At 39.4% G+C, this 13759-nt stretch carries 19 protein-coding genes; 14 read left to right on the top strand and 5 right to left on the bottom strand.

Annotated elements, in window-relative coordinates; translation table 11 throughout:
• Positions 1 to 84 precede the first annotated feature (84 nt).
• The 3 genes from V5N63_RS02195 to V5N63_RS02185 are packed head-to-tail and all read left to right on the top strand — an operon-like array spanning position 85 to position 1671.
• Positions 85 to 549, top strand: a complete 465-nt coding sequence (locus V5N63_RS02195; RefSeq protein WP_332032590.1) for a hypothetical protein — start codon at positions 85 to 87, stop codon at positions 547 to 549.
• 5 nt (positions 550 to 554) lie between these two features.
• Entirely contained in the window at positions 555 to 1028 is a 474-nt protein-coding gene (gene coaD, locus V5N63_RS02190; protein ID WP_088469749.1) for a pantetheine-phosphate adenylyltransferase, read from the top strand.
• 4 nt (positions 1029 to 1032) lie between these two features.
• Positions 1033 to 1671, top strand: a complete 639-nt coding sequence (locus V5N63_RS02185; RefSeq protein WP_088469750.1) for a trimeric intracellular cation channel family protein — start codon at positions 1033 to 1035, stop codon at positions 1669 to 1671.
• A gap of 113 nt (positions 1672 to 1784) precedes the next feature.
• Here V5N63_RS02185 and V5N63_RS02180 read toward each other — a convergent pair whose 3' ends face one another.
• Positions 1785 to 2351 (bottom strand): DUF2892 domain-containing protein, encoded by a 567-nt coding sequence (locus V5N63_RS02180; RefSeq protein ID WP_332032588.1) that lies wholly within the window; start codon positions 2349 to 2351, stop codon positions 1785 to 1787.
• Positions 2352 to 2401: 50 nt separating this feature from the next.
• A complete protein-coding gene (locus V5N63_RS02175) occupies positions 2402 to 2896 on the bottom strand; it encodes a dihydrofolate reductase (RefSeq protein WP_332032586.1) in 495 nt (164 codons plus the stop codon).
• 78 nt (positions 2897 to 2974) lie between these two features.
• On the opposite strand from V5N63_RS02175, the gene V5N63_RS02170 reads away from it, so the two are divergent.
• From V5N63_RS02170 to V5N63_RS02160, 3 genes are read left to right on the top strand one after another with little or no spacing between them, the layout of a single operon-like run.
• On the top strand, positions 2975 to 3583 hold the full coding sequence (locus V5N63_RS02170; protein ID WP_332032584.1) for a LemA family protein: 609 nt from the start codon (positions 2975 to 2977) through the stop codon (positions 3581 to 3583).
• A complete protein-coding gene (locus V5N63_RS02165) occupies positions 3583 to 4014 on the top strand; it encodes a TPM domain-containing protein (RefSeq protein WP_332032582.1) in 432 nt (143 codons plus the stop codon). The genes V5N63_RS02170 and V5N63_RS02165 overlap by 1 nt, the downstream gene beginning before the upstream one ends.
• Positions 3992 to 4804: a TPM domain-containing protein gene (locus V5N63_RS02160; RefSeq protein ID WP_332032579.1), complete on the top strand. Its 813-nt coding sequence runs from the start codon at positions 3992 to 3994 to the stop codon at positions 4802 to 4804. Before V5N63_RS02165 ends, V5N63_RS02160 begins: the two co-directional genes overlap by 23 nt.
• A gap of 61 nt (positions 4805 to 4865) precedes the next feature.
• Here V5N63_RS02160 and V5N63_RS02155 read toward each other — a convergent pair whose 3' ends face one another.
• Together V5N63_RS02155 and V5N63_RS02150 are read right to left on the bottom strand one after the other, a co-directional pair.
• Positions 4866 to 5225: a bleomycin resistance protein gene (locus tag V5N63_RS02155; protein ID WP_332032577.1), complete on the bottom strand. Its 360-nt coding sequence runs from the start codon at positions 5223 to 5225 to the stop codon at positions 4866 to 4868.
• A 34-nt stretch (positions 5226 to 5259) separates the two neighbouring features.
• Positions 5260 to 6054, bottom strand: a complete 795-nt coding sequence (locus V5N63_RS02150) for a head GIN domain-containing protein (protein ID WP_332032575.1) — start codon at positions 6052 to 6054, stop codon at positions 5260 to 5262.
• 59 nt (positions 6055 to 6113) lie between these two features.
• On the opposite strand from V5N63_RS02150, the gene V5N63_RS02145 reads away from it, so the two are divergent.
• The 8 genes from V5N63_RS02145 to V5N63_RS02110 all read left to right on the top strand — a co-directional run bounded on the left by V5N63_RS02145 (position 6114) and on the right by V5N63_RS02110 (position 12955).
• Positions 6114 to 8258, top strand: a complete 2145-nt coding sequence (locus V5N63_RS02145) for a M3 family metallopeptidase (RefSeq protein ID WP_332032573.1) — start codon at positions 6114 to 6116, stop codon at positions 8256 to 8258.
• 219 nt (positions 8259 to 8477) lie between these two features.
• Entirely contained in the window at positions 8478 to 9683 is a 1206-nt protein-coding gene (locus tag V5N63_RS02140; RefSeq protein ID WP_332032570.1) for a pyridoxal phosphate-dependent aminotransferase, read from the top strand.
• Positions 9684 to 9768: 85 nt separating this feature from the next.
• Entirely contained in the window at positions 9769 to 10788 is a 1020-nt protein-coding gene (murB, locus tag V5N63_RS02135) for a UDP-N-acetylmuramate dehydrogenase (protein WP_332032567.1), read from the top strand.
• 158 nt (positions 10789 to 10946) lie between these two features.
• Complete coding sequence (rpmB, locus tag V5N63_RS02130) at positions 10947 to 11192, top strand: 50S ribosomal protein L28 (protein WP_088469761.1); 246 nt, start codon at positions 10947 to 10949, stop codon at positions 11190 to 11192.
• A complete protein-coding gene (rpmG, locus tag V5N63_RS02125) occupies positions 11192 to 11374 on the top strand; it encodes a 50S ribosomal protein L33 (protein ID WP_015806891.1) in 183 nt (60 codons plus the stop codon). Before rpmB ends, rpmG begins: the two co-directional genes overlap by 1 nt.
• 19 nt (positions 11375 to 11393) lie before the next feature.
• Complete coding sequence (locus V5N63_RS02120; RefSeq protein ID WP_088469762.1) at positions 11394 to 11549, top strand: DUF4295 domain-containing protein; 156 nt, start codon at positions 11394 to 11396, stop codon at positions 11547 to 11549.
• Between the two features lie 114 nt (positions 11550 to 11663).
• Positions 11664 to 12620: a signal recognition particle-docking protein FtsY gene (gene ftsY / locus V5N63_RS02115; RefSeq protein WP_088469763.1), complete on the top strand. Its 957-nt coding sequence runs from the start codon at positions 11664 to 11666 to the stop codon at positions 12618 to 12620.
• An 80-nt stretch (positions 12621 to 12700) separates the two neighbouring features.
• Positions 12701 to 12955 carry a GlsB/YeaQ/YmgE family stress response membrane protein gene (locus tag V5N63_RS02110; protein WP_265145076.1) on the top strand — a complete coding sequence of 85 codons (255 nt, stop codon included), beginning with the start codon at positions 12701 to 12703 and terminating at the stop codon, positions 12953 to 12955.
• Positions 12956 to 13013: 58 nt separating this feature from the next.
• Here the strand turns inward: V5N63_RS02110 and sppA are convergent.
• Positions 13014 to 13759, bottom strand: a 746-nt coding sequence (gene sppA, locus V5N63_RS02105) for a signal peptide peptidase SppA (RefSeq protein ID WP_332032564.1), incomplete at its 5' end; no start/stop codon positions are given.

Here is a 13759-nt window from a genome sequence, read left to right as displayed (position 1 = left end):
TCCTGCCGCAGCAGGCAAAAATCTATGGAATATCCATTAAAGATTTATGCGGAAATGAGGTACAAAAAGCTTTATTGAAATAAAATGAAATTTATTCTGAATATCGCATTAGTACTGCTCCCATTTTTATCATGGTCTCAAAATTTTGAAACTTTAAAACTTAACTTGCCTAAAAACAATTCTGAACCGGAAAATGTCTATTTTAAAAATGACACAATATTTCTTGACGATAAAAAATGCTTTTCCTACATGCTTTCACATAATGTAGAAAAAAATGGACTTAAGATGAGAAACTATTACGAAATTAAAGATAAGAAAGGTGATTTACTATTTACTGGGAAAATATCCAAAACTAACGAGGACGAAAATTGGACGGACAGAATAACATTTGTTCTTTTGGGAGGCAAAATTTATAAAAACGCTGCTGTAGTAGGGCGAGATAAGTTGATTCTAAACCTCGTCGCAAATCAGGTTATTGGATCAGACTGCTCCATTCATGCTGAGAATCTCAAGTTATTCTTCGATCAATCTAATGAAAATATAAACTAAAAACTATGAAAGTAGCTGTTTTTCCGGGTTCGTTTGACCCGATTACGCTTGGTCATTACGATATTGTGGAAAGAGCTGCCCCGCTTTTCGATAAGATCATTATCGCGATTGGCCAGAATTCACAGAAAAAATATATGTTCTCGCTGGAACAACGCGTAGAATTCATCAAGAAAACATTTGAAAAATTCCCGAATGTGGAGGTGGATCATTTTGAAGGTTTAACTATCGATTATTGCCACAGCAAAAATGTGAACTTTATTCTCCGCGGACTAAGAAATCCCGCAGATTTTGAGTTTGAAAAAGCCATTGCCCAAACAAACCGGGAACTTACTAAAGAAAATAAGATTGAAACAATTTTTCTTTTAACTTCAGCCGGAAAATCATTTATCAGCAGCAGTATTGTAAGAGAGATTATTACCTTCGGTGGTGATTATAAGCTTTTGGTTCCGGATACAGTGCGGGTTCCAATAAAAAAATAATATTTTGCAGGTTCACGAAAATCTTAATCTCGCCATAGAATTACTCGGCACGGTAGCTTTTGCCATGTCGGGAAGTTTCGCTGCAATGCAGAAACGGCTTGATCCTTTTGGAGTTTTAATTATTGCGTTCATTACCTCTGTTGGTGGCGGAACGGTGCGCGATTTACTGCTTGATGTTCCCGTCTTCTGGATGCATGATCTGATCATGTGTACGGTAATTTTTATTACCTGTATTTTTTCGATGATTTTTAAATCAATAGAGAACAAATTCCAGGTGACGCTGTTTATTTTCGACAGTTTCGGGCTGGGACTTTTTACCATTATTGGAATTCAGAAGGGTTTGAATGCAGATCTTCATCCATTGATCTGTCTTACTTTGGGCACTATTACCGGCTGTTTTGGCGGTATTATCCGTGATATTTTACTCAACAGGATACCGCTTATTTTCAGGAAAGAAATATATGCCACGGCTTGTATTGTAGGCGGAAGTGTTTTTCTTATTTTGGTAAATTACAGCCGGTTATCTTATGCTTTTGTGCAGATTTCCACCATTTTGCTTATAGTTGCAATACGTACACTGGCCGTGAAATACCATTGGCAGATGCCTAAATTTTATGGCGTGGAACAGAATTCGGAAATGTAAAATTTCTGGAGTATTTGATTAGCTGGGCATCATATCCAATTAATCATTATAATTATTTTTCAAAAAAAAATCCTGAAAATTTTCAGGATTTCATGATTTACAGTGAGAGCATTTTAATAGAATTTCCCACGCTGTCTCATGTTCGGATTGTGCATGTGTTTCTGCATCGTCGGCATTTTCAGCTGATCTTTCAGCATCTTGATCTGTTCGGTCATCATTCCTGCAGAATCTAATCTTTTGGCTTCTTCAAGAAGTTTTGTAGCTTCCTGTCTTCTGCCTTTCTGCATCGCACCTGCAGCAATGTTCAGCGTTGCCATGGCACGGTCGTGTTTCATGTTCAGGCCATATTCCAACGCTTTTTTCATTAAAGGTTCTACTTTTTGAGGATGATCCTGCGCTAAAGTAAGTCCTTGTAAATAATGGAAATAGCCATACTGAGAGCGGTGAAGCTGAGATTCGAAATTGGTGATTTTAGACAGCCATTTGGTCGCTTTCTCCATATTCTGCTTTCTCAGATACCAGAATGCAGCCAGGATATATTCATTTTTGAAGAACAAAAGCACCGGAATGGAAGAAAGGAGTACGACTACGATTCCCCAGCCGATGTTACGGTTCATCATGAGATAAATTCCAGCGGCAATCATTAAACCTGCGATAACGAATTTTATGTATTTGTTCATTGTTAAAATTTATGAGTGCAAAGATAGAAATTTGAGGTTAACTTCAGAAGTTAGATTTCAGACTTTTTCTCGAAGGTCTGGAAACAGAAATTGTAGTTGTTTTTTTCATCTTTTTCATGGCAGGTTTCTGAAGTTTTCTCCCAGATTTTCGGATTAATTTTCGGGAAGAATACATCAGCTTTCAGTTCGGCTTGCACCTGGGTTACTTCCAGTCTGTCGGCTAGATCAATGGTCTGTTCGTAAATATTGCCGCCTCCGATAATGAAGATGTTTTCATCCAGCTTTTTCGCGAATTTAATAGCTTCTTTAAGGCTTCCCACAATCAGGATGCCTTCCTCGAACCAGTCTTTTTTTCGTGAAACCACAATATTGGTGCGGTTTGGCAAAGGTTTTCCAATGCTCTCATAGGTTTTTCTTCCCATGATAATAGGGTGTCCGGAAGTCAATTCTTTAAAATGTTTTAAATCCCTTGGCAAATGCCATAGCAGTTGATTGCCGGCCCCAATCTCATTTTTTAAACCCATCGCCACTACAATTGTGATCATTTTTCTTAAATTTTCACAAATTTAGCATATAATTTGTATATTTGGGTACCTATCATTAAACATTAAAAATATTAAACTATGAGAAACAGAGGTTGTATGAGCGCCGGAACCATCGGTATTGCTCTTCTCGTTATTGCCGCAATTTTATTTTTCTGGGGCAAAAACGGTTATAACAGTTTCACGACCAAGGAACAGAATGTGAATACAAAATGGTCTAACGTGGAAACGGTGTACCAAAAGCGTGCGAACCTGATCCCAAATCTTGAAAGAACAGTTAAATCCTATTCGCAATTCGAGCAGGAAACCTTAACGAAAGTGATTGAAGCACGTTCAAAAGCAACTTCTATCACGGTAGACCCAACGAATATGACTGAGGCCGACATAGCAAGATTCCAGGCAGCACAGGGTGAATTAAGTGGAGCGTTGAGCAGGTTGATGGCCGTAGTAGAGCAGTATCCCAATTTAAAAGCGGATCAGCAGTACATGAATTTCCAGAGGGAATACACCGCGATTGAAAACAGCATCCGAAGCGAAACCGTTTATTATAACGAAGCGGCTCAGGACTATAATACTTCGATCAAGACTTTCCCGAATAGTATTTTGGCCAACTTTACCAATTTTAAAGAAAAACCTTATTTCAAAGCTGCAGCAGGAGCCGAAAAAGCACCTGAAGTATTCACCAATTAATGAGCAATTTCCTTACAGATGAACAGATGGCTTCCCTTGTGGAAGCCATTCAGTCAGCAGAAGATCATTCTACCGGCGAAATCCGTGTGCATATTGATTCCAATTCTGAAGGAAACAATGCGGAGATTGCTTTTGAAGTCTTCAAAACCCTTTGCAAGGATAAAACTGCGGAAAGAAACGCGGTGCTTTTTCATGTAAATTTCGAGCAGCATTACCTCACCATTATTGGCGATGCCGGCATTCATCAGAAAGTTCATCAGAATTTCTGGGACCAACTGCACGATCAAATTACAGCGGAATTTACCAAAGGAAATTACCACGACGGTTTAAGGAATGCCATCCTTAAAACCGGTTTCGAACTCAAAAAACATTTCCCGGTTTCGGGAGAAAATCACAATGAACTGTCGAATGAGATTACGTTCTCTAAATAAATTTCTTTCTGTTCTTTTTCTGGGGCTGAACATCTTTGTTTTTGCCCAGTTAGTCCCTGCAAAACCAGCGAAAATTTTTCCTGTGACAGACGAAGTAGGCTTGTTGAATGCAACCGAAAGGGAGCAGCTTAACCAGAAGCTTATTAAATTTTACGACTCCACTTCTACCGAAATCGCAGTGATTATTATTCCCACCACAAAAGGCGAGGACATCAATTATCTCGCGACCATGTATGGTGAAAAGTGGGGAATCGGGGAAAAGGAACAAGACAACGGTATCGTATTTCTGATAGCGACAGAAGACCGGAAATTTGCCATTCAGCAGGGCAGGGGTGTTGAGAGATATCTCACTGCCTCTGTGGCAGGGCAGATTCTTGACTACATCGTAACTCCAAACTTCAAACAGGGACTTTGGTATGAGGGAATCAACCGTGGAACGACCGCTTTGATGGAAGTAGTTGAAGGTAAATTCAAACCTATCATAAAGGAAACCCCGGAAGAAGGAGAAATTAGTATTGTGAAAATCATTTTCATCGCATTTTTTGTGATGATGATTCTAAGTATCCTGTTCAGGAACAGAGGCGGAGGAGGAAACCATGATGACGATGACGATGTGATTCTTTCGCGTCGCGGGCGACGAACCTATCCGGGCGGATTTTTCCCATTCCCAGGAAGCTTTGGCGGGGGAGGTTTCGGAGGCGGCGGATTTGGCGGCGGTTCCGGAGGTGGATTTGGAGGTTTCGGCGGTGGCGGAAGCTTCGGTGGCGGTGGCGCTTCAGGGGGTTGGTAAAATTTTTCGCAAAAAAAAATAAAAAAAAATCAGTCTTTTTGGAGACTGATTTTTTTATGAATTAATCTAAAAACTGTCCGAAAGTCAGCAGATTTCCATCCGGATCGAGGATGGAAAACTCCTTTTGTCCCCAGGGTTTTCGTTGCAACTTACCGTTTGGATGAATTTCGATTTGTTTTCGGATGAAATCTTCGTATAATGCTTCAATATCATCTGTCCGAATGTAGATTTGGCCATAGTTTTCCAGCGGACTGATGGTTTCAAACAGAAAAAAATGCAGCTCGATTTGGTCTCTTTTAATCATTAAATACCCCTCAAAATCTACGGTTCCAATTTCCTCAAAACCCAACGAATTGATATAGAATTCACGGGTAATTTTCTTGTTTCGCATCGGTATTTTGGGATGGACTTGAGTAAGCATACATTGTTTTTAAGGTGAGCAGAGTACTGTAAAATTAATGGAGCGATATACTTCCACCACTGCTTTTCTTCTGATTTTTGATAGTAAGATTTCCAGTGCGGTACACCGAAATATCACCCGAAGAACTTGCAGTTGCATCCAATTCCGTACTCACGGAAAGACTTACGCTTCCGCTGCTGGACGCCTGAATTTCTGCAGAAGAAGCATTAAGATCGCGGGCTTTTAAACTGCCGGAAGAAGATGCTCTCAGCTCAGCGTTTTTAGCTTTACCTGAAAATTTGATGTCGCCGGAAGAAGTCGCTTCTGCCTCCAGATTTACCGCCCAGATTTCTCCAGAAAAACTCCCCGAGCTCGATACATCTACCGAAAGGTCATTCGCTTCCAGATTTCCGGTAATGCTTCCCGAACTCGAAACTTTTACATCGGTTTTGTCCTGTGTAAATTTATCTTCAACTTTAATTTTAGCTGAGGAAGTGGCTTCAAGACGCGTAAAATCCTTCACGAAAATCTTTGCAGCCACATTTTTTGCCGAAATATTCATGTTAGGTTTAAAATGGATGAAGAGTTTCCCGTCTACATTATCAACCAAAATATCATCCATAATATCGGAAGGAGCGGTAATCACCACTTTTTCGGTATCGGATTTCACAACTTCGGCGGAAATCGACTGCGCTACTTTTATTTCGTCGATATTCATTTCAAACTGCGATGTTTTAATGATTCCTTTGCCTTCTTTTTGAGTCAGGTTCAAGGGAAAAAGACTGTCGGATTTCATTGAACACGACAGGAGAAATCCACAAACTGCCACTGTGGTAATAAGCGTTTTCATATGTTTTGGTTTTTAATTTGCTTAAATTTAATATCTTTACTTCAATTAACAGTTCAAAAATGAAAAATATTACATCCGTATTATTAATTTCCTCTCTGGCAATTAATACTGCCTGTTCTACGATGAAAACTACAGATTCCACAACTACAGAAATTCCTGTTCCCGATGCAAGTTTAGCTTCCAATCCTTTTATGAAGAAAAGTGCGCTGCAATATCAGGCGCCTGAATTTGATAAGATTAAAGATGAGCATTTTAAACCTGCATTTGATTACGGAATGAAGGTTCAGCTTGCTGAAATCGAAAACATTGCGAATAACCCTAGTGCTCCCACCTTTGCCAATACCATTGTTGCACTCGAAAACAGCGGCGAAATCCTGAAGAGAGCGCAGATTATTTTTTATAACCTCACCGGTTCCAACACAAATCCTGCTTTACAGAAACTTGAAGAAGAATATGCGCCGGTTTTTTCGGGGTTAAGTGATAAAATTTATCTGAATGAAAAACTTTATTCAAGAATTAAAGCCATCAGCACAGAGAATTTAGGGGCTGAGGAAAAAAGAGTTCTTGAGTTGTACAAAACAAATTTCGAGATCGCAGGAGCCAATCTTTCTGCCGAAAACAAGGAGAAAGTAAAAAAAATTAATGAAGAACTGGCGACACTTTCAACCCAGTTTACCAGCAAACTTTTGGATGCAAGAAAGAACGGAGCCGTGCTGATTTCTGATGTGAAAGAATTAGACGGACTTTCCGCTGACGAAATTGCCGCAGCTGCAGCAGATGCGAAAGCGGCAGGTCACCAAGGTAAATATCTATTAACGCTTTTAAATACAACCCAGCAGCCACTTTTGCAGAATCTGAAAAACAGAGCTACCAGAGAAAAACTCTTTAAAGCATCCTGGTACAGAGCTGAAAAAGGTAATGCTGATGACACCAGAAGCATCCTCGAAAGACAGGCCAAACTGAGAATGGAAAAAGCACATCTTTCCGGTAAAAAATCTTTCGCAGAATGGAAACTTCAGGATCAAATGGCGAAAACTCCAGAAAATGCTATGAATCTTTTAGCTCAACTCGCAAAACCAGCTGTAGAAACTGCCAAAAGAGAAAGCAACGAGATTCAGGCTTTGATCGACAAACAGAAAGGCGGATTCACCGTTGAGCCTTGGGACTGGAACTTCTACTCTGAGCAGGTAAGAAAAGCAAAATACGATTTAGATGAAAACGCCATAAAACCATATTTCGAAGTAACAACTGTTCTGGAGAAAGGGGTGTTCTATGCAGCTGAAAAATTCTACGGAATCACTTTTAAAGAAAGAAAAGACCTGCCGGTTTATCATCCGGATGTAGTGGCTTATGAGGTTTTCGATAACGACGGAAAATCGATGGCGCTTTATTATCTTGATTTTTATACAAGAAGCAACAAAAACGGCGGTGCCTGGATGAGCAACTTCGTTGAACAGTCGCATCTGCTTGGTCAGAAACCTGTGATTGTGAATGTATTCAACTATCAAAAACCTGCTGACGGAAAACCATCTTTAATTTCTTACGATGATGTGTCCACCATGTTCCATGAATTTGGGCATACGCTGCACGGCCTTTTTGCAAACCAGAAATATGTTTCGGTTTCCGGAACCAATACGCCAAGGGATTTTGTCGAATTCCCGTCGCAAATCAATGAGTTTTTTGCGCTAGAGCCTTCCGTGCTGAAAAATTACGCCATCCATTACCAGACCAAGCAACCTATGCCACAGACTTTGGTTGATAAAATCAAAAACGCAGCATCATTTAACCAGGGATATTCTACAACAGAACTGGTTTCTGCGGCGACTTTGGATATGAACTGGCATTCGGTGACGGATGAATCGCAGTTTAAGCCTGCATTGGAGTTTGAAAAAGAAGTTTTAGCGAAATATGGCTTCAATCTGAAAGAAGTACCGCCAAGATATCACACGCCTTATTTTGCACACATTTGGGGTGGTGGTTATTCGGCCGGTTATTACGCTTACATGTGGAGTGACGTGCTGAATGCGGATGCCTGGGACTGGATTACAACCAACGGCGGTATGACCAGAGCTAATGGCGACCGTTTCAGGAAATATATTCTATCGGTTGGAAACTCAGTGGATTTAAATCAGGCTTATAAAGATTTCACTGGCAGAACGCCGGATATTGAGCCATTGTTGAAAAACAAAGGATTTATTAAATAAACTATTATTCAAGTTAAACCGCAGAAATTTTCTGCGGTTTTTTTTATGACCTGAAGTTTTTTCGGAAATAGAACGACAGAACTTTTAGCCCGGATCGCAGCGGAAATCCTTTTTGCACAGGCAAAAAGATTGCAGCGAAGAGCCGGATGATCTTTGGCGAGAGAAACTACCCTTGATTGCTCCCGAAAAAAATCCTTATTTTTGTAAAAATTCAACATAATGCCGAAAATTTCTCACAGAGCAGAAAATATGCCTGCGTCACCCGTTAGAAAGCTTGTTCCGTATGCGCTGCAAGCCAAACAGAAAGGGATAAAAGTTTATCATCTGAATATTGGTCAGCCCGATATTGAAACTCCTCAAACAGCGCTGGATGCTGTGAAAAACATCGATTTGAAAGTGCTGGAATATGCCCTGTCTGAAGGAAATCTGGATTACAGAACCGCACTGAAGGACTATTACCACTCTTTGGGTTTTACAGATCTAACGACAGATAATTTTATTGTAACCAACGGAGGGTCTGAAGCGCTGAATTTTGCAATTTCAACGCTTTGTGATGATGGTGATGAAGTGATTATTCCTGAGCCTTATTACGCAAATTATAATGGTTTTACAAACGCGATCAACGTAAAAGTTGTGGCTATTCCTTCAACAATTGATACCGGTTTTGCCCTGCCGCCGATTGAGGAATTCGAGAAGAAAATCACAGATAAAACACGTGCAATCCTTATCTGTAACCCGGGAAACCCTTCCGGTTATCTTTATACAAGAGAAGAGCTTCAGAAACTTGCGGAAATTGCTCTGAAACATGATATTGTTGTAATTTCTGATGAGGTTTATCGCGAATATGTTTACGACGGAAAACACCAGGTTTCGATGTTCGATTTCCCCGAACTTGCCGAAAACTGCATCATCGTAGATTCGGAATCCAAAAGGTACAGTATGTGCGGAGCCAGAATTGGCTGCATGATTACACGTTCTAAAAAAATTCATGATGCTGCAATGCTTTTTGCACAGGCAAGATTAAGTCCGGTTTTGCTGGGACAAATTGCTGCGGCCGCCGCACACCACGATGATGAAGCATACATCCGAAAAGTACGCGAAGAATATACGCACCGAAGAAATTTACTGGTTGATTTACTTAACGGGATTCCAGGCGTAATCTGCCCGAAACCTAAAGGTGCATTTTACTGCGTTGCCGAACTTCCGGTGGAGGATACCGATGTTTTTGCACAATGGCTTCTTGAGCATTATTCACACAACGGCGAAACGGTAATGGTTGCCCCAATGAGTGGCTTCTACAGCAATCCTGAACTCGGAAAAAAACAGGTCCGTATTGCGTATGTTTTAAAAGAAGAAGATTTGCGCAGAAGTGTCGAATTGCTGAACGACGCACTTCAGAAGTATAAACTCGAATTCAATCTGTAGAAAACTGGGAACGGGCTTTAGCCCGTTTTCTGATTCTGAAACCTTTTGGCTTTAGCCTAAATTAAAAGTTAACGTTTGTAACGCAATGAAAATTCAGGAAAAATACTCTTTAAAAAATCTCAACACTTTCGGAGTTGATGTTTCCGCGAAATATTTTGCGGAAGTTAAAGATGTTGATGACTTAAAATATGCCATCGAGTTTGCTAAAATCAATCACTTTGAAATTCTCTTTTTAGGAGGAGGTAGTAATATTTTGTTCACTCAAGATTTTGGCGGCTTGGTAATAAAACTCGATTTAAAAGGAATTTCTGAAGAGTTTTTGAATGAAAGTGAAGTTTTAGTCACTGCGAAAGCCGGCGAAAACTGGCATGAGTTTGTGCAGTTCTGTCTATCTGAAAATTATGGAGGTTTAGAAAATCTTTCCCTAATTCCGGGAAACGTGGGGACATCCCCAATGCAGAACATTGGGGCGTACGGAACAGAAATTAAAGATACTTTTGAAAAGTGTAAAGTGTTGAATATTGAAACTTTAGAGATTGAAGAATTTAATAAAGAAGAATGCGGTTTCGGTTACCGCGACTCAATTTTCAAGGGGGAAGTAAAGGGAAAATACGTAATTCTGGAAGTTACTTTTAAACTTTCAAGAAAAAATCATCAGATCAAGACCGAATACGGCGCTATAAAAAACGAACTCGATAAGCTTGGCATCAAAAATCCGACGATTCAGGATGTCTCGCGGGCAGTAATCAGTATCCGCCAAAGCAAACTTCCAGATCCGAAGATTTTGGGAAATGCCGGCAGTTTTTTTAAGAACCCAACCATTCCGCTGCAGCAATTTACAGAGGTGCAGAACAGTTATCCGCAAATGCCGAACTATCCAAACGGAGAAATGGTAAAAATACCAGCAGGCTGGCTTATAGAGCAGTGCGGCTGGAAGGGAAAACAAGTTGGTAATGTGGCATCGCATGAACTTCAGGCATTGGTTATTGTAAACAAAACTGGCAATGCAACCGGAAAGGAAATTTATGATTTTTCAACCATGATTATTGAATCTGTGAAGAACAAATTCGGTATCGGGTTGGAAAGAGAAGTGAATATTGTCTGAATAAAAGGAGTGCAGTCTTTCATGAAGTGTGAACAGATAAAGCATCAGGAAAGATTAAAAAAAATATAAATAATTAATTCATAAATATTTGTCTAAGTGGAAAATTCTTTGTTATTTTGCACTCTCAAATATTTAGTAGTAAAAAAGAACATCGAGATATGTCAAGAATTTGCCAAATAACAGGAAAGCGTGCCATGGTTGGAAACAATGTTTCTCACGCTAATAACAAAACGAAGCGTCGTTTTGAAATTAACTTATTGGAGAAGAAATTTTACCTTCCGGAGCAAGAAAAATCTGTAACTTTAAAAGTTTCTGCACACGGATTGAGAGTTATCAACAAGATTGGTATCGAAGAAGCGATTGAAAGAGCAGCAAGAAACGGATTTATAAAAAAAGATAAGTAATGGCTAAAAAAGGTAACAGAGTTCAGGTGATTCTTGAGTGCACAGAGCACAAAGAAACCGGTGTCGCAGGAATGTCAAGATACATTACGACCAAAAACAAAAAGAACACTACAGAAAGATTGGAGTTGAAAAAATTCAATCCTGTTCTTAAAAAATATACCCTTCACAAGGAAATCAAGTAATTTTTTAAAAGAATAAAAAATGGCAAAGAAAGTAGTAGCATCCCTACAGGGTGGTGCAGGGTCTAAAAAAATGACCAAAGTAGTGAAAATGGTGAAGTCTCCTAAATCAGGTGCTTACGTTTTCGAAGAAAAAGTGATGAATGCTGACGAGGTTGAAGGTTATTTGAAAAAATAATTCTCTACAGCTTTGATGATATAAAACTATCCAAAAATAATTGGGTAGTTTTTTTGTTATATTTGCTATCGCTAAAACAGAAGACCATAATCAACATAAAACTGATACTGAAAAATGAGTTGGTTCAAAAATATATTTAAAAAAGAAGAAAAGGAAACTTTAGACAAAGGGCTCGAGAAATCGAATCAGGGATTTTTCGAAAAAATTTCCAAAGCGGTTGTAGGAAAATCGAAAGTTGATGACGAAGTGCTGGATGATCTCGAAGAAGTGTTAATCGCTTCCGACGTTGGTGCTTCTACAACAATAAAAATTATCCAAAGAATTGAAGACCGAGTTGCTCGTGATAAATTTGTGAGCACAGATGAACTTGATGCTATTCTGCGAGAAGAAATTTCCGGATTACTTTTGGAAAATCCCCATGCAGGATCAGGAAATATCGATGAAACCAAGAAACCTTATGTGATTATGGTTGTTGGTGTAAACGGTGTAGGCAAAACGACAACCATCGGAAAGCTGGCCCATCAATTTAAATCAGAAGGAAAAAAAGTAGTTTTAGGCGCTGCAGATACTTTTCGTGCTGCTGCAGTGGACCAATTGGTAATTTGGAGTGAAAGAGTAGGCGTACCGATTATTAAACAAGGAATGGGTTCCGATCCGGCTTCTGTGGCTTTTGATACCGTACAAAGTGCTGTTGCGAATAATGCCGATGTAGTCATCATTGATACTGCCGGAAGACTTCATAATAAGGTGAATTTAATGAACGAGCTTACCAAAATAAAAAGGGTAATGCAGAAGGTTCTTCCCGATGCACCGCATGAGGTGCTTTTGGTTTTAGATGGATCAACAGGGCAAAATGCCTTCGAGCAGGCAAAACAGTTTACTGCCGCTACCGAAGTTAATGCATTAGCGATCACTAAATTAGACGGAACTGCGAAAGGTGGCGTTGTGATTGGAATTTCGGATCAGTTCCAGATTCCGGTAAAATATATTGGCGTTGGAGAAAAAATGACAGACCTGCAATTATTTAATGGAACGGAATTTGTAGATTCTTTTTTCAGAAAACGTAATTAACAATTATTACATAGTTTTAATTACTTTTTCTTAATTTTAGAAAACCAAATACTAAATATTAACATTAAAATTTTAAAACTATGGGTATTTTAACTTGGATCATTTTTGGTCTTATCGCAGGTGCAATCGCAAAATTTGTTATGCCGGGAAATCAGGGCATGGGTTGGCTAATGACAATTATTCTAGGTATCGTAGGTGCATTCGTTGGAGGATGGATCGGCAGTATGTTAGGATGGGGTACTGTTGATGAATTTGACATTAAGAGTATGTTCCTAGCCGTTCTCGGAGCTTTATTGGTTCTTTGGATTTACGGTATGGCAACAAGAAGAGCTTAATCGCTTATAAAAAAATAAAAATAATCCCGGACTGATTTCAGTCCGGGATTATTTGTGTCTAATCGAATTTAATTCCATAAGGCATCTGCATCATCACACCGCTCTGCATTTGTGGGTTGGTGATCTGCTCAAATATTTTAAAATTCTCTTCTCCAATTTTATTTTTAATAAATCTGTTGGAGATTTGTTCCTCTTCTATATCTTTAAAGAACTGCTCGAATTTAGAAACTTTTTTAGGATATGCTGCAACATTGTACTTTTTCATTTTAGCTTTTTGTGCTGCAAAATTTATAGCGTCATTTAATGAGCCCAATTCGTCAACAAGTCCGATTTGTTTCGCTCGTGTGCCGCTCCAGACTCTACCACCACCGATTTCATCAATCTGATCAAAAGATTTTTTTCTGTTTTGAGTAACAAAATGCACAAAACGCTTATACGTTTGCTCTACGCTTTTAGTGAGAATTGAAACTCCGCCAGGCGTAACTCCGTTTAAAGGTGAATACATATTGGAGTTGGCATTGGTAGTAACGACCTGTGAATTCAGTCCGTTTTTATTAGCAAGTTCTTTGAAATAGGGGATAATTCCGAAGACCCCGATTGAACCGGTAAGGGTGTTGGGTTCTGAATAAATTTTATCTGCCGCCATTGCGATGTAGTATCCGCCTGAGGCTGCATAATCACCAAAAGATACGACTAATGGTTTTTTCTTTTTCAGTTGCTGAAGTTCAAAAAGGATCTCATCAGAAGCGTTTGCGCTTCCGCCAGGGCTGTTTATTCTGAAAACCACAGCTTTGATTTTATCGT

This window comes from Kaistella sp. (assembly GCF_032060305.1).
Taxonomy (GTDB): domain Bacteria; phylum Bacteroidota; class Bacteroidia; order Flavobacteriales; family Weeksellaceae; genus Kaistella; species Kaistella yananensis.
This window is presented reverse-complemented; position numbering and strand designations above follow the sequence as displayed.

Coding starts and splice junctions, on each gene's coding strand:
- V5N63_RS02195 (WP_332032590.1), top strand. CDS start 85: ATGAAATTTATTCTGAATATCGCATTAGTACTGCTCCCATTTTTATCA.
- coaD (WP_088469749.1), top strand. CDS start 555: ATGAAAGTAGCTGTTTTTCCGGGTTCGTTTGACCCGATTACGCTTGGT.
- V5N63_RS02180 (WP_332032588.1), bottom strand. CDS start 2,351: ATGAACAAATACATAAAATTCGTTATCGCAGGTTTAATGATTGCCGCT.
- V5N63_RS02175 (WP_332032586.1), bottom strand. CDS start 2,896: ATGATCACAATTGTAGTGGCGATGGGTTTAAAAAATGAGATTGGGGCC.
- V5N63_RS02170 (WP_332032584.1), top strand. CDS start 2,975: ATGAGAAACAGAGGTTGTATGAGCGCCGGAACCATCGGTATTGCTCTT.
- V5N63_RS02165 (WP_332032582.1), top strand. CDS start 3,583: ATGAGCAATTTCCTTACAGATGAACAGATGGCTTCCCTTGTGGAAGCC.
- V5N63_RS02160 (WP_332032579.1), top strand. CDS start 3,992: ATGAGATTACGTTCTCTAAATAAATTTCTTTCTGTTCTTTTTCTGGGG.
- V5N63_RS02155 (WP_332032577.1), bottom strand. CDS start 5,225: ATGCTTACTCAAGTCCATCCCAAAATACCGATGCGAAACAAGAAAATT.
- V5N63_RS02150 (WP_332032575.1), bottom strand. CDS start 6,054: ATGAAAACGCTTATTACCACAGTGGCAGTTTGTGGATTTCTCCTGTCG.
- V5N63_RS02145 (WP_332032573.1), top strand. CDS start 6,114: ATGAAAAATATTACATCCGTATTATTAATTTCCTCTCTGGCAATTAAT.
- V5N63_RS02140 (WP_332032570.1), top strand. CDS start 8,478: ATGCCGAAAATTTCTCACAGAGCAGAAAATATGCCTGCGTCACCCGTT.
- murB (WP_332032567.1), top strand. CDS start 9,769: ATGAAAATTCAGGAAAAATACTCTTTAAAAAATCTCAACACTTTCGGA.
- rpmB (WP_088469761.1), top strand. CDS start 10,947: ATGTCAAGAATTTGCCAAATAACAGGAAAGCGTGCCATGGTTGGAAAC.
- rpmG (WP_015806891.1), top strand. CDS start 11,192: ATGGCTAAAAAAGGTAACAGAGTTCAGGTGATTCTTGAGTGCACAGAG.
- V5N63_RS02120 (WP_088469762.1), top strand. CDS start 11,394: ATGGCAAAGAAAGTAGTAGCATCCCTACAGGGTGGTGCAGGGTCTAAA.
- ftsY (WP_088469763.1), top strand. CDS start 11,664: ATGAGTTGGTTCAAAAATATATTTAAAAAAGAAGAAAAGGAAACTTTA.
- V5N63_RS02110 (WP_265145076.1), top strand. CDS start 12,701: ATGGGTATTTTAACTTGGATCATTTTTGGTCTTATCGCAGGTGCAATC.